This is a genomic window from Paenibacillus sp. J23TS9 (assembly GCF_018403225.1).
Lineage (GTDB): Bacteria > Bacillota > Bacilli > Paenibacillales > Paenibacillaceae > Paenibacillus_AQ.
The window spans coordinates 92,038-105,106 of record NZ_BOSG01000003.1 but is presented as its reverse complement, the minus strand read 5'-3'; the positions used below and the strand labels follow the sequence as shown (position 1 = coordinate 105,106).

Sequence of the window (13,069 nt, the reverse complement as noted above, 5' to 3'; positions counted from 1 at the left end):
GCCAGCCATCAAGGAGGTTTTTTTATGAGCGCATTATCCTCTGCTTTTACTCACTTCATCCGTAACTTGCTGGCCCCGCCCGGAAATATCTGCCTTACATGCGGAGGCAAAAGCAGACTGGTACGGGATTGGCCGGGAATTTGCCAACGCTGTGCGGGTGGGATTCCTTGGATTAACAGACCGCGCTGTCTTTACTGCGGCAGGGCTTTTGGCTGTCCGGACTGTCTGCGAATGGAGGTAAGGCATCGTGCGTTCATATTGAATCGCAGTGCTGTGCAGTACAGTGACGTGATGAGGGAATGGCTTGCCCAATACAAATACAGGGGACATGAGCGGTATGCACAGCTGCTGATTCGCATGATGAGTCATGCTTTGGTACAGATGGAACGGGAGATAAGCGCCTTGCATTCAGGAGCCGGACAGCCAGTCTCCAAGATGCGTTGGAAACCCGATATGATCACATTTGTTCCGGTCAGTACAACCCGATTGATGGAGCGCGGATTTAATCAGGCGCAGGTGCTGGCAGAAGGGCTCGGACAACTCCATCGTCTCACGGTCTCTCCGCTGCTTGTACGAAGCGCGCATACCGGCAAGCAGAGCTTTAAAACAAGGCAGGAACGAATCGAGTCGATGAGAAACGTGTTTGCATGGAACCCGGAGGGGCTCTCTTTTCAAGACTTCCGCGGACTTAATATGTGCATTGATTCAAGTCAGCCTTTACAAAGGGTTATGCGAATTCTGCTAATTGACGATATATATACGACGGGCAGCACGATTAACGCTTGTGCAGAGGTGCTGCAGCAGGCTTTTATACAGCAGTTCAGCATGCAAGTGGAAGTCTACAGCTTGACGTGGGCCCGCTCATAAGAGATTATTTGCCATAAAAATGATAAAATAGAATCGAAGTTTAGCAAAAATGAATTCAGGGATGGACGAAGCAATGGCAGATAAGGTAATCTATTACCATATCAACAGGTTGTTTTGGACAATGAACAGGAGGCGTAAATAGTGAATCTAGCAAATTGTCCTCGCTGCGGCAGATTGTTTGCGGCTAACTTTAGAGACATGTGCCCAAACTGCATCAAGGATATTGAACATGAATATGAGATCTGTGTTCAATATTTGCGTGAGGAGAAGGGTGCAACGATTCAGGAGCTTTCTGAGGCCACCGAAGTCTCGATCAAGCAGATTACCCGGTTTATCCGCGAGGGCCGTATTTCCGTAATGAATGCTCCTAATTTGATGTATCCCTGTGAGGTATGCGGGACATTGATCCGTGAGGGCCATATGTGTGACTCTTGCCGTGCACGCTTGACGAAAGAGCTTACCCAGGCGGCGCAGGACGACACAAATAAGGAACAGGGAACTAGAAGACAGGGCGAAGGTGCCTATCGCGCCATCGATAAATTTCACAATTAACAGACTAGCGGACTAAAAACATATAAATCTATTCATAATGTTTCATTCATGACCGATAAACTTAGTAAAGATTATCGGTTTTTTCGTTTTCCAAGTTACGAAAGTAGCCGCTCAAACTTGGGAAGAGCGCAGCAGAATGAGCGTCTCTTAAATTATTGGAAGAAGGTGTAGATATGAAAATTAATGATACCGGAAGAATTGGTGGAGTTAACCCTTACAAGCGGAATATCGAAACCCAGCGGCAAGAAGCGCAGAAGCAGGCTCGCCGCAAGGACGAGGTTTCAATTTCCTCGGAGGCGATGGAAATGCTGGAGGCCAAGGAGCGCAGCTCTGATCCAGACAGAGTCAAGAAGATTCAAGATTTGAAGCAGCAGGTATCAACCGGTACTTACCATGTGGATGCCGGAGAAATTGCCGAGAAACTCATGCCTTATTTTAAAAAGTTTCCGGGGAATTAGGTGAATAGAAATGTCAGTTCAACCATTAATTAATCTTCTGGAGCAGCTGGACCAAGTGCATGAGAATATGCTGGATCTTGCTCATCAGAAGAAGAAAGCCATCGTGGATAACAATGTGGATTCGCTCATTCAACTGATGAATCAGGAGACAAAGGGCATGAAGCAGATCGAACAGCTGGAGCAGCAGCGAATGAATGCAGCGCATCAGTTTTTGCAGGAAAGCGGCATTAAATCACAGTTGAATTTGAACCTTACGGAATTGTCGCGGCTTGTTTTCGACATCGAGGACAGGAAAAAGCTGCTCCATATACAGAAGCAATTGTCGGACACATTGGCAAGGCTGAAAGAAGCGAACGACTTAAATCAGAAGCTGATAGAGCAATCTCTTTCATTTATAGATTTTTCATTAGACATTATGGTAGGAAGACCGAATCAGGATGTTACCTATCAACACCCGTCCGAACGAAGCAGCGTTATGGGCCGGCCGGGTCTTTTCGATTCACGGGCCTGAGTATTCATGCCATGCTGGCAAGCGCGGGTTGCGCCATGCAGAACTCTGAGGGGGATAATCAATGACATCAACTTTTCATTCTATAGAAACAGCGAAACGGAGTCTGTTCACCCAGACAGCCGCTCTAAATACGACAGGACATAACATTTCGAATGCCAACACAGAGGGTTACTCCCGGCAAACGGTGAAAATGCAGGCCTCCCGTCCGATTGAAGCATACGGAATGAACCGCTCCAACGCTCCCGGCCAGCTTGGGACGGGTGTGGAATACCAATCCGTTGAGCGTATCCGGGAAAGCTTCCTGGATACCCAGTACCGCAGTGAGACGAATGCTAATGGCAGCTGGTCTATCAAGTCCGACACGCTCGATAAGCTGCAAGGGATTTTTAACGAGCCTTCGGATACAGGGATTAGCAAGGTGCTGAATAACTTCTGGAACTCCTGGTCCAACCTCAGTAAGGATCCCGAAAGTGCGTCCGCCCGCAAAGTGGTGAAAGAAAATGCGGTTGCCCTGACAGATGCCATGAACTATATGAGCGGTCAGCTGGATAAAATGAGCCAGGATTTGACGACCAATGTTGGTGTGAAGGCCAGCGAAGTCCAGAATTACCTGACCCAGATTAAAGATTTGAATCAATCCATCACCCGCATTGAGGGACTTGGAGATCATGCGAATGATTTAAGAGACCAAAGGGATTTGCTCACGGACAAGCTTTCCCAGATCATCAATGTCAATGTTGTCGACACCGATCAAGGCTATACGATCAGCATGAATGGTCAGAATCTCGTTGAAGGGTCTGAGCTGCTGGTAGATGTGGACGGAACGGATGCGACTGATAGAGGAAACTTCCTGGAGGAAGCTTTTACTTCCGGGAATCTTACAGGCGGCCAAGTCTATGGCATGATTGCATCCCGTGAAAGCTATGTCAAAGATTACAAGAAGCAACTCGATGATCTGGCGAATACGCTTGCCAATGGAGATATGCAAATTACACTTCCGAAAGGCACCATACTTCCGGATGGAGTAACGGTCAATGGAGTAACAGGTCGTACGGTTACTGAGGATACGGTAGTTACGGTGAAAGGGTTGAACGGCCTTCATCAGCTGGGCTATACCATGGATGGAACCACGAAGGGTGGACTGCCGTTCTTTGAATCCTCCCAGGATGGGCAACCGATCACAGCCGGCAACATTCGTTTGAACTCCAAAATCGCTGAAGATCCGAACCTGATCGCATCCTCAATGCGTACAGAAGGAACGGGCACCGACGAGAAAGTCATCAAAGGAAATAACACCATGGCATTGCTGATGGCTAACATGAAGCTGACGAATATTGCTTCTGCGGACGGTAAGCGGAATACAACGATTGATGGTTATTACAACACGATGGTAGGCCAGCTTGGCGTGCAAGCGCAGGAAGCCAGCCGGCAGACGCAGAATTCGGACATACTGGTTGAGCAGGTCGAATCCCAGCGTCAATCTGTCAGCGGTGTTTCCCTGGATGAGGAAATGTCCAATCTGATCAAATATCAGCATGCTTACGGCGCATCGGCCCGTTTTATGACGACATTTGATCAGCTTCTTGATAAATTAATCAACTCTACAGGAACTGTAGGAAGATAAGGATAAAGGTGGTGTGAATCATGCTTAGAGTGACATCCAACATGATGAGTTCGCAGCTGATGCTGAACCTCAATCGTAACGCCCTGCAAATGAACAATACGCAGAACATGCTGTCGACCGGTCGTAAGCTTAACAAACCATCCGATGATCCGGTGGGAATTACTTACTCCTTGCGTTACCGTGGAGAGCTGGCATCGAATGAACAATACACGAAGAATGTGGATAGTGCGTTGTCATGGCTCGACTTTAATGATACCGTGCTGGGTCAGACGGGTGACGTGATTCAGAAGCTCCGTGAACTTACCGTGCAGGCTGCAACGGGCAGCAATCCGCAATCTGCGCTGGACAGCATCAAGCAAGAGGTTGGCCAGCTTAAAGAACAGCTGATTGATATCGCGAACAGCAAGCTGAACGGGAAATACATTTTTAATGGCGAATCTTTTGATGCTAAACCCTATGATTTTCTGAAGAACGAGGATGGAACATCAAACACTACTGGTATGGTAAATGGTCAGCTTGTAGGATCGAGTATTGATACCTTGGTAACAGACAAAGGTCTCATTAACTTCAGTGTGGGGGATAGTGTGCAGCTGCCGATTAACATTACCGGTACGGATGTATTTGGTAAAGGCGATGATGAGGATAACATCTTCAAAATCATTGACAGCCTGACCGCGAGTTTGGAAAAGGGTGATACTAAAGGCATATCCGCCCAACTTGATAAAATGGATAGTCGCATGGAAACGGTCTTGACCACCCGTGCTGAACTCGGCGCGAAGACGAACCGGATCGAATTGATGCAGGGCAGACTTTCGGATCTGAATATCAACTTAACGGATTTACAGTCTAAGACGGAAGATGCCGATTATTCGGAGCTGATCATGCAATCCAAGATTCAGGAAAACATCTATAATGCTTCGCTGTCTGCGGGTTCCAAAATCATTCAGCCTACCCTGGTTGATTTTCTGAGATAGATAGAGTGAGGGAGGCAGTCTGAATGCAGCCTATTCTTCAAATTCGGCAAACACCTGCCTTGATTGGAATCGATGCAGATCTGGGCCAATATTCGATTAGGCAGCCTAAAGCCGATGTATCGATGACAACAACACCACCTGAACTCGAAATACACCAGTATCAGCCTGAGTTGACTGTGGATCAGACCATGGCCAGATCTGCCTTTACCGGCGGTAATTTTATTGATATGAATGCCAGAATTTATTCCGGGATTCAGGATCTTTATCTGCAGGGAATCGCAAGGCGGGTTGAGGAGGGAAATCGGGCGGCAGCGATCCACATACCAGGGAATACGATTGCCGATATTTATGGGGAGGACTGGCAGCCAGTACCTTTTCCTGAATTCCGGACACCGGCATCCATGGACAATGTCGATATCCGAATTGATACGCGCCCTCCGGATATCCAGTTTCACAAGGCGACAAGGGATATGCAGGTAGAGGTTCGCAGACCTGAGATTGAGTATACACGCGGTAAATTGGATATTTATATGAAGCAGTATGCTTCGGTGCAGTATATCCCTCCGGAGCTGGATACGAGGCGTTAAATACGTACCAGGACTATAGATGCGTCTTGCAGAGACATCTATAGTCTTCTTTATTTCAACAACTTAAACAGGGAGTGAGTATTTGTGATCATTAAAACATCCTCTTGGGGAGACCTGGAGATTGCCGAGGACCAAGTCTATCATTTTCCCAAAGGAATTCCGGCCTTCGAGGAAGAGACGGAGTTTGCTGTGATTTCGCTGGAAGAAGGTCGGTTCCATTATTTGCAGTCAACGAAAGAGCAGGAGCTCGCCTTCTTGCTGGCGAACCCGTTTGACTATTATCCACAATACGAATTTGAACTGCCCCCGGCCGATACCGAGGAACTGCAGATTGATAAACAGGTGAATGTCCGCTGCGTGATTTCTTTAAAAGAAAAACTGGAGCTCTCGACCATTAACCTGCTGGCTCCTGTCATTTTAAATCCGGATAAGCGGCTTGGCAAACAGATTGTTCTGCATAACTCTCATTATCAGACCCGGCATCCTCTCTGGTCGGAGAGTGGTACGGAGTTTTCAGTAAAGGCGGGTGAATAGACATGCTGGTACTTTCTCGTAAAAAGGGAGAATCTATCGTCATCCAGGATCACATTGAGCTGACCATTCTGAGTGTAGAAGGAGATACGGTTAAAGTGGGTATTTCTGCCCCGCCTCATATCGATATCTTCCGCAAGGAAGTGTATCTATCTATTCAGGAAAGTAACCGTGAATCTGCTGCGCCAACACCGGCAAATCTGGAGGCGCTAATCCAGCGCTTACGCGGTCCCTCATAAGAAAATATAAAAAATAAAAAAAATACTTAAAAACACTAAAATGTGCTGCTAAGCATGTCGATATATAATTTAGACGCTGCTTCGGCAGGGCGGCCGACCTTAATGAGGTAGCGTTTACCACATGGATGTGGAACTAATTATATTTCAGGGAGGAAATACCCAATGATTATCAATCACAATATCGCGGCGCTGAACACTCACCGCCAACTGTCCATCAACACAACTAACACTAACAAAAATATCGAGAAACTGTCTTCCGGTCTTCGCATCAACCGTGCTGGTGATGACGCTGCTGGTCTGGCAATCTCCGAAAAAATGCGCGGCCAAATCCGCGGTTTGGACCAAGCTTCCCGTAACGCTCAAGACGGCATCTCTTTGATCCAAACAGCTGAAGGTGCATTGAACGAAACTCACAGCATTCTGCAACGTATGCGTGAAATCTCCAACCAATCCGCTAACGGCACTAACACTGATACTGACCGTGGCGCACTGCAAGACGAAATGAACCAATTGACTTCCGAAATCAACCGTATCGGCAACACAACTGAGTTCAATACTCAGAAATTGCTGAATGGTGGTAATGCCTCTGGAGACGGTACCAAGCTTACACAAGCTAAAAGTGCTACTATAACTCTTGGAACAGTGGCAGCTGCTACGACCGCTGCTGGAACTACGATTAAGGTAGATGGTCAAACTTTTGATATTTCTGGCGTTAAAGTTGCTAGTGCGGATGAGGCGGGTGCAAAAGCTGCAGCTGCTGATCTGGGATCAAAAACTTCTGGTGGGACAAAACTGTCCGATCTGGTTGATATTACAACAGACGGATCTGGAAAACTTGTATTTACTGCTAAATCGAAAGGTACAGACAGTAGTATTGAATTTAGTCAAGGTGCTTCTACAGCGTTGGGGCTTTCCGCAAGCACTGCGGCCGTAAAAGGAACACCAACTACAGTTGAACGCGCTGGACTTGAAGCAGGGGCAACTTTAGGGAATTCTTCAGTTGCAGGTGGAACTGCAACTTACGATTTTGCTACTACTAATGCTACAATTACTATCAACGGTAAAGACATTACTTTAGATGGCGATTATACCGACGCTGACGGATTGCTGACGGCGCTTCAAACTAAAATTGACGCAGACGCTGACCTTAAAGGGAAAGTTATAGTTGGTAAAAATTCAGGTGATGATGGAATTACTTTAACTGGTGTCGGTAGTGATATTGCTCTTACAGAAACTACTACTGGTGACTTAGCTAAAGTAGGCCTAGCAGTCGGTACTACAAAATCTGCTGGTTCAGAAATCGCTGCTGGAGATACTCTTAAAATTACCGTTGGATCTGACAGTGCTGTTGAAGTTAAATTGAACACTGGGACAGATCCAAAGAAATATGATGTTACTAATGCTGACCCTAACAAAGCAAAAGCCGCTATGGATAGTCTTGTAAAAGATCTGAATGCTGCTCTTCAAGAAGCTGGCTTGGACGGTAAAGTAACAGCATCCCTTTCTAAGGATAATAAAATTCAGTTAATCTCAGAAACGGGTAAAGATATTTCTGTTGCCAATGGTTCGGGAACTCCACTAACTACACTTGGCAGTGGATTGAACACTGTTAAGAACGTAGATCAGGTAGTAGGCGCAGGCGCTCAAGGAACAGGATTCTCAACTAAGTTCCAAATCGGTGCTAACACAGGTCAATCGATGTCTCTTTCTATCGATGACATGCGGGCATCTGCACTTGGCATCACTGGTAATGCTGGTCAAGCTGGATTCACTAAAGACAACTCCGTTACTAACGGAACAAACGATGTGAAATCCGAAGCTGCTCTGAACATCTCCACTAAAGAAGATGCTTCTAAAGCAATCGCAGTTCTGGATAAAGCTACTTCCACAGTTTCCAGCGCTCGTTCTAAACTTGGTGCTGTTCAAAACCGTCTGGAGCACACAATCAACAACTTGGGAACAGCTTCTGAGAACCTGACAGCTGCTGAATCCCGTATCCGTGACGTTGATATGGCGAAAGAAATGATGGAACAAACCAAGAACAACATCCTTGCTCAAGCTGCACAAGCTATGTTGGCTCAAGCGAACCAACAGCCGCAAGGCGTTCTGCAATTGCTTCGTTAATTCTCAGTATATTAAAAAAGTCTTGGGGTTTTCCCCAAGGCTTTTTTTTGTTTTTTTGAATCTATCATTTTCATGTTTTCCCTAAATACAGATACCCTATTTGCCGATATAAAGAATATATCTATTTCTGTCGGAGGTTATTAGGATGAATGTACAATTCTCGATAACAGCAAGTACGTCATCTCAGAGCAAGCCGGATACATCTGCGTCTGCAGAGTTAGCAGCAGCTTCAGCTTATAACACATCATATATTAGAAACGGAAAAGATTTAGCTATTAAAGAACATCAAGGTATGTCTATCCCCATAGGTGAAGAGCAGCTGATCCGAAATATTGACCGGGCTGTAAAATCACTCCAAGGACCAGAGACAACACTCGATATCAGTATTCATGATAAGACACATCAAATTATGGTCAAAGTACTTAACAAAGAGACCAAAGAAGTCATCCGTGAAGTTCCACCTGAGAAGACACTGGACTTGGTAGCCAAGATGATGGAATTGGCTGGAATTATTATAGACGCGAAGGTTTAAGGAGGTTTTAAACAGTGCCACTAAGAATTAATGGATTTTCGGGTATGGACATAGACAGCATGGTCAAGCAGTTAATGACGGCCAAGCGGGTACCCCTCGACAAATTAAATCAGCAGAAGACCTATCTTTCTTGGCAGCGTGATAGCTATAGGGAAATGAATAGCAAGGTATTTGCTTTTAAGACCAAATTGTCGGCAACAGATCTATTTGGTAAAACCAGCAATATGACTGCTCAAACTGCAGTCGTAAGCGGGAATACTGATGCCCTTAAAGCGGATGCATCTGCAAATGCTTCGACTGTGCCGATGAGTGTAACGATAAAGTCATTGGCTAGCAAAACCAATGTTCAATCCGGTGAGGTAGTTATTAAACCGGCCTCTGATTCGACGCCGAGTACAAAGGCCAGCCTCACTACCACAATTGGAGAATTAAACGGCTACAAGCCCACATCAGACCCGGCGCCTACTGATGATAAACCAGAAACCTTTCAAATCAAGGTGAATGATGAGAATTTCAGCTTTTCAACCAAAGATACAATCTCTAATGTCCTTAGTAAAATAAACAATTCAAACGCAAATGTATTGGCTTCGTTTGATGAGGTAAGTGGAAGGATATCGATTACAGCTAAAGAGTTTGGTAGTAACAAAACGGTAACGATTAGTGAAAGTAAGTACGAATCAAATATTGACCCTAATAGTGGAGATTCTACTAAACCTTCAACCTTACTTGGCTTACTTAATATGACTAATGCCAAAGTTAATGAAGGCAAAGATGGAGAAGTTGAGATCAGTACTCTTGATCCAAGTGGTAAAGTCATTGGCAGTAATTTATTTGCTACCAAGGATAATACGTTAAAGGTCAATGGTATAACTTTAACTTTGATGAAGGTAACGGGGGATAACCCTTCCACGGTAACAACTACTGTTGATACAACCAAAGCTATTGACACAATTAAGTCTTTCATAAAAGATTATAATGATTTGATTAATACCATGAACTCCAAGGTTGACGAGGAAAAGTATCGTGATTATACGCCTTTGACGGATGAGCAGAAGTCAGCCATGAAGGAAAACGATATTACTGCTTGGGAAGCAAAGGCCAAGAGTGGTCTTCTCAAAAATGATGATATTCTCAAAGATACCATAAATTCGATGCGCTTAATCATCAACAATAATATGGGACAATTAAGCTCAATGGGGATTACTACCGGGCAGTACTATGAAGGTGGTAAGCTCACTCTTGATGAGGCTAAGCTAACAGAGGCTCTTAAGAGCAATCCTCAGCAACTCTCGGATATCTTCCAAGGTACTAACGGAATAGTTAACAAATTATCTACTACAATGACCAGTACATTGCAGAAGTTCTCCGACCGCGCGGGCACAAACCGCTTCAGCGGTGATTTAAACAGCACGTTCAAGGAAGAAAGCGTCATGGGCAAGCGGATGAAGGATTACACTAGCCAAATCACTGCTATGTTAAAACGTCTTGATGATGCCGAAGATCGTTACTATAAGCAATTCACCGCGATGGAAACAGCGATGAGTAAACTCCAGTCACAGTCGTCCAGTCTCTTTGGAAATTCGTCTCAATAATAATTTAATGAATAAAGGGTGAAGACAAATGATAACATCGCCTTATGAAAAATATCGTCAGTCATCCGTTCAAACGTCTACTCCGGGGCAGTTGCTCCTTATGTTGTTTGATGGGGCTATCCGATTCGTGCGCGCGGGAATCGATGGTTTGCACAAACATGATATGCAGCAGGCTAATATGAATCTGGGGAAAGGCCAAAGCATTGTCAACGAACTGATTTCCTCTTTGGACAGATCCTACGAGATGTCCGAAGGCCTGGCGTCCCTTTATGAATATATCAATCACCTTCTGATTGAGTCGAATGTAAAGAAGAGCGTGCAGCCTGCGGAGGAAGCTCTAGGCTATTTGACGGATCTTCGAGAAACATTTGCTCAAGCGTCTAAACTAGCAGTTGGAGGCCAAAGCCAGGAGATTGTGAATGAATAGTATCATCGCTCGTCTTGAGGAATTAACAGAGTCCGTCGCAGCCCAGCTACAATTTATATCCTCCGATGATCTGTTAGCCTTTGTAGAGGAACGCCAACAAATGATTGATGAAATCAATCTTTTAAAGCAGCAGACTCCGTTTACTCCGGTTCAAATGGAACGGCTACAGAAGATCGTTGAGTTTGACACCGTACTTCTTAGCAAAATGACTTCTCTGAAGAGCGAAGCTGCTGACTGGCTTCAATATCGTGGACAAGCAAAAGTACAGCGTAACGCCTACGAGGCTGCTTACACCCCAGACAGCTTTCTAATGGATAAGAGAAACTAAAAACAATTTAATTTATTTAGTAACATATTAAAGACTATGAATTTATTTTCATAGTCTTTTTTGCGTTATTCAAATGATAAACTAGCAAGGAAAAAGGTATAAAAGTATAGTTAATTGTTTGTTTTTTATGGATATTCTCCTGTGTATCTATTAGTTCTAAAATCATATATTTTTCTATTTAAAGAGAAAATAGTAGGAATACGGGACGACAAAAGCAAAAATGGGGATAAGCAAAAATTAATTTTTTTAATGTGGTTTCATAAATCTATAATTAGGGTAAAAATATGTTGTGTTTTATAAGTTAACTTGGAATCCCATTCCTAATTCAACAAAATTATTGTTAAATTATTGAATAAAATCATTTTCCTTTCCAATTGACAATGGACAAGTTTGGGTGGTATATTCAGGAATGTGGACGCAAGTCACACTTTATTTGATGACGAAGGGAATGTTACTGCATGCAAGGTAAAGTTAAATGGTTCAACGCAGAAAAAGGTTACGGTTTCATCGAGACTTCTGAAGGTGGAGACGTATTCGTACACTTCTCCGCAATTCAAACTGACGGCTTCAAGACTTTGGAAGAAGGTCAAGACGTAGAATTCGACATCGTCGAAGGCGCACGCGGACCGCAAGCAGCTAACGTAACTAAATTATAATCATCCGGCAAGGCCGACCTACATATACGGTTAGATGGTTTAGTAATTGAAGAACGATAGCGTAGAACCCTGGAGAAATCCGGGGTTTTTTTAATGCTCTTAATTAATAACCCAACTTATCCCATATCCTCATATCCTGTTTCAATTCCTCCATATCGGTTAAAAATTCATACCTCCCCTTAAGCGGGAAGCGATAAAAGTAAAGGCTTTCATTATTTATACAGTACACAGAAATGCCTTTTTACTTAGCGTTAACAATTGTGATATAATGGAACTGCAAAGGAGGAGTGCCCTATGAATTTTAGTATTCGAGGTCAACAAATCGATGTGACTGATGCTTTGAAAGACTATGTTGACAAGAAACTCAGCAGACTTGAAAAGTATTTTGATGCACCCCCTACCTCAGAAGGCTTTGTAACACTTAGTGTCGTTCGAGGTTTGCACACCGTGGAGGTGACGATTCCACTCCCAGGCGTTATGCTTCGGGCAGAGGACCGCAGCGACGATATGTACGCATCGATAGATGCCGTTGTGGACAAGTTGGAACGCCAGATCCGCAAGCACAAGACGAAATTAAACCGCAAGTTCCGTCAGGAAGGCAGTCTGAAGACGCTCTTCACGGATGAAGCCGCAGTAGGCTTAATGACATCCGAGCCACAGACGGAAGAAGATCATGATGATCTGGAAGTGGTCCGCAACAAGCGCTTCACATTCAAACCGATGGATGTGGAAGAGGCCATTTTGCAGATGAACATGGTAGGACATAATTTCTTCGTCTTTTCCAACATTGATACTCAAGAAGTGAGCGTTGTTTACAAGCGTAATGACGGCAAGTACGGTTTGATCGAGCAAACGGAATCAGATTCGTATTAAGCAGATTTCACATTCTGAAGGTACAATTTTCATGATTATGTAAAAATTAATGGCTAATATGAATGAAAAAAGAGCTCATATCCTGCAACGGATTGGGCTCTTCTTACGTATATAGATAATAGAGCCAAAAACCGCGTGTTCATTGTCATCCGCACTGTTGCGGCTTGACTTACAAACTGTTACAATTTATGCAA

The 13,069-nt window shown here is 44.4% G+C and carries 16 protein-coding genes; all 16 read left to right on the top strand.

The window, feature by feature from the left end; all coding sequences use genetic code 11:
• Positions 1–24 precede the first annotated feature (24 nt).
• The 16 genes from KJS65_RS19040 (at position 25) to hpf (ending at position 12,875) form a co-directional block, all read left to right on the top strand.
• Positions 25–867, top strand: coding sequence for a ComFC family protein (locus KJS65_RS19040; protein ID WP_244864645.1), 843 nt, complete (start codon positions 25–27; stop codon positions 865–867).
• A 141-nt stretch (positions 868–1,008) separates the two neighbouring features.
• A complete protein-coding gene (locus KJS65_RS19035; RefSeq protein WP_213651457.1) occupies positions 1,009–1,419 on the top strand; it encodes a TIGR03826 family flagellar region protein in 411 nt (136 codons plus the stop codon).
• A gap of 173 nt (positions 1,420–1,592) precedes the next feature.
• On the top strand, positions 1,593–1,877 hold the full coding sequence (gene flgM / locus KJS65_RS19030; RefSeq protein ID WP_213651456.1) for a flagellar biosynthesis anti-sigma factor FlgM: 285 nt from the start codon (positions 1,593–1,595) through the stop codon (positions 1,875–1,877).
• Between the two features lie 10 nt (positions 1,878–1,887).
• Positions 1,888–2,388 carry a flagellar protein FlgN gene (locus KJS65_RS19025; RefSeq protein ID WP_213651455.1) on the top strand — a complete coding sequence of 167 codons (501 nt, stop codon included), beginning with the start codon at positions 1,888–1,890 and terminating at the stop codon, positions 2,386–2,388.
• Between the two features lie 61 nt (positions 2,389–2,449).
• Positions 2,450–4,012 carry a flagellar hook-associated protein FlgK gene (gene flgK / locus KJS65_RS19020; RefSeq protein WP_213651454.1) on the top strand — a complete coding sequence of 521 codons (1,563 nt, stop codon included), beginning with the start codon at positions 2,450–2,452 and terminating at the stop codon, positions 4,010–4,012.
• Between the two features lie 20 nt (positions 4,013–4,032).
• Positions 4,033–4,986 carry a flagellar hook-associated protein FlgL gene (gene flgL, locus KJS65_RS19015; protein ID WP_213651453.1) on the top strand — a complete coding sequence of 318 codons (954 nt, stop codon included), beginning with the start codon at positions 4,033–4,035 and terminating at the stop codon, positions 4,984–4,986.
• A 23-nt stretch (positions 4,987–5,009) separates the two neighbouring features.
• Positions 5,010–5,573 (top strand): DUF6470 family protein, encoded by a 564-nt coding sequence (locus KJS65_RS19010; protein WP_213651452.1) that lies wholly within the window; start codon positions 5,010–5,012, stop codon positions 5,571–5,573.
• A gap of 84 nt (positions 5,574–5,657) precedes the next feature.
• Entirely contained in the window at positions 5,658–6,107 is a 450-nt protein-coding gene (locus KJS65_RS19005; RefSeq protein WP_213651451.1) for a flagellar assembly protein FliW, read from the top strand.
• A 2-nt stretch (positions 6,108–6,109) separates the two neighbouring features.
• Positions 6,110–6,343: a carbon storage regulator CsrA gene (csrA, locus tag KJS65_RS19000; protein ID WP_213651450.1), complete on the top strand. Its 234-nt coding sequence runs from the start codon at positions 6,110–6,112 to the stop codon at positions 6,341–6,343.
• 162 nt (positions 6,344–6,505) lie between these two features.
• Positions 6,506–8,467 (top strand): flagellin N-terminal helical domain-containing protein, encoded by a 1,962-nt coding sequence (locus tag KJS65_RS30105; protein ID WP_213651449.1) that lies wholly within the window; start codon positions 6,506–6,508, stop codon positions 8,465–8,467.
• A 145-nt stretch (positions 8,468–8,612) separates the two neighbouring features.
• Positions 8,613–8,999: a flagellar protein FlaG gene (locus KJS65_RS18990; RefSeq protein WP_213651448.1), complete on the top strand. Its 387-nt coding sequence runs from the start codon at positions 8,613–8,615 to the stop codon at positions 8,997–8,999.
• Positions 9,000–9,013: 14 nt separating this feature from the next.
• The gene (fliD, locus tag KJS65_RS18985) at positions 9,014–10,591 is read left to right on the top strand and encodes a flagellar filament capping protein FliD (protein ID WP_244864644.1); all 1,578 of its coding nucleotides are present in this window, start codon (positions 9,014–9,016) and stop codon (positions 10,589–10,591) included.
• Between the two features lie 28 nt (positions 10,592–10,619).
• Positions 10,620–11,018, top strand: coding sequence for a flagellar export chaperone FliS (gene fliS / locus KJS65_RS18980; protein WP_213651447.1), 399 nt, complete (start codon positions 10,620–10,622; stop codon positions 11,016–11,018).
• A complete protein-coding gene (gene fliT / locus KJS65_RS18975; protein WP_213651446.1) occupies positions 11,011–11,346 on the top strand; it encodes a flagellar protein FliT in 336 nt (111 codons plus the stop codon). The genes fliS and fliT overlap by 8 nt, the downstream gene beginning before the upstream one ends.
• Before the next feature lie 458 nt (positions 11,347–11,804).
• Positions 11,805–12,002, top strand: a complete 198-nt coding sequence (locus KJS65_RS18970) for a cold shock domain-containing protein (protein ID WP_136607122.1) — start codon at positions 11,805–11,807, stop codon at positions 12,000–12,002.
• Positions 12,003–12,296: 294 nt separating this feature from the next.
• Positions 12,297–12,875, top strand: a complete 579-nt coding sequence (gene hpf / locus KJS65_RS18965; protein ID WP_213651445.1) for a ribosome hibernation-promoting factor, HPF/YfiA family — start codon at positions 12,297–12,299, stop codon at positions 12,873–12,875.
• The last annotated feature ends 194 nt before the right edge of the window (positions 12,876–13,069 follow it).

What these genes read in the sequence shown, in the direction of transcription:
- KJS65_RS19040 (WP_244864645.1), top strand. Translation starts at nt 25, where the DNA reads ATGAGCGCATTATCCTCTGCTTTTACTCACTTCATCCGTAACTTGCTG.
- flgM (WP_213651456.1), top strand. Translation starts at nt 1,593, where the DNA reads ATGAAAATTAATGATACCGGAAGAATTGGTGGAGTTAACCCTTACAAG.
- KJS65_RS19025 (WP_213651455.1), top strand. Translation starts at nt 1,888, where the DNA reads ATGTCAGTTCAACCATTAATTAATCTTCTGGAGCAGCTGGACCAAGTG.
- flgK (WP_213651454.1), top strand. Translation starts at nt 2,450, where the DNA reads ATGACATCAACTTTTCATTCTATAGAAACAGCGAAACGGAGTCTGTTC.
- flgL (WP_213651453.1), top strand. Translation starts at nt 4,033, where the DNA reads ATGCTTAGAGTGACATCCAACATGATGAGTTCGCAGCTGATGCTGAAC.
- KJS65_RS19010 (WP_213651452.1), top strand. Translation starts at nt 5,010, where the DNA reads ATGCAGCCTATTCTTCAAATTCGGCAAACACCTGCCTTGATTGGAATC.
- csrA (WP_213651450.1), top strand. Translation starts at nt 6,110, where the DNA reads ATGCTGGTACTTTCTCGTAAAAAGGGAGAATCTATCGTCATCCAGGAT.
- KJS65_RS30105 (WP_213651449.1), top strand. Translation starts at nt 6,506, where the DNA reads ATGATTATCAATCACAATATCGCGGCGCTGAACACTCACCGCCAACTG.
- KJS65_RS18990 (WP_213651448.1), top strand. Translation starts at nt 8,613, where the DNA reads ATGAATGTACAATTCTCGATAACAGCAAGTACGTCATCTCAGAGCAAG.
- fliS (WP_213651447.1), top strand. Translation starts at nt 10,620, where the DNA reads ATGATAACATCGCCTTATGAAAAATATCGTCAGTCATCCGTTCAAACG.
- fliT (WP_213651446.1), top strand. Translation starts at nt 11,011, where the DNA reads ATGAATAGTATCATCGCTCGTCTTGAGGAATTAACAGAGTCCGTCGCA.
- KJS65_RS18970 (WP_136607122.1), top strand. Translation starts at nt 11,805, where the DNA reads ATGCAAGGTAAAGTTAAATGGTTCAACGCAGAAAAAGGTTACGGTTTC.
- hpf (WP_213651445.1), top strand. Translation starts at nt 12,297, where the DNA reads ATGAATTTTAGTATTCGAGGTCAACAAATCGATGTGACTGATGCTTTG.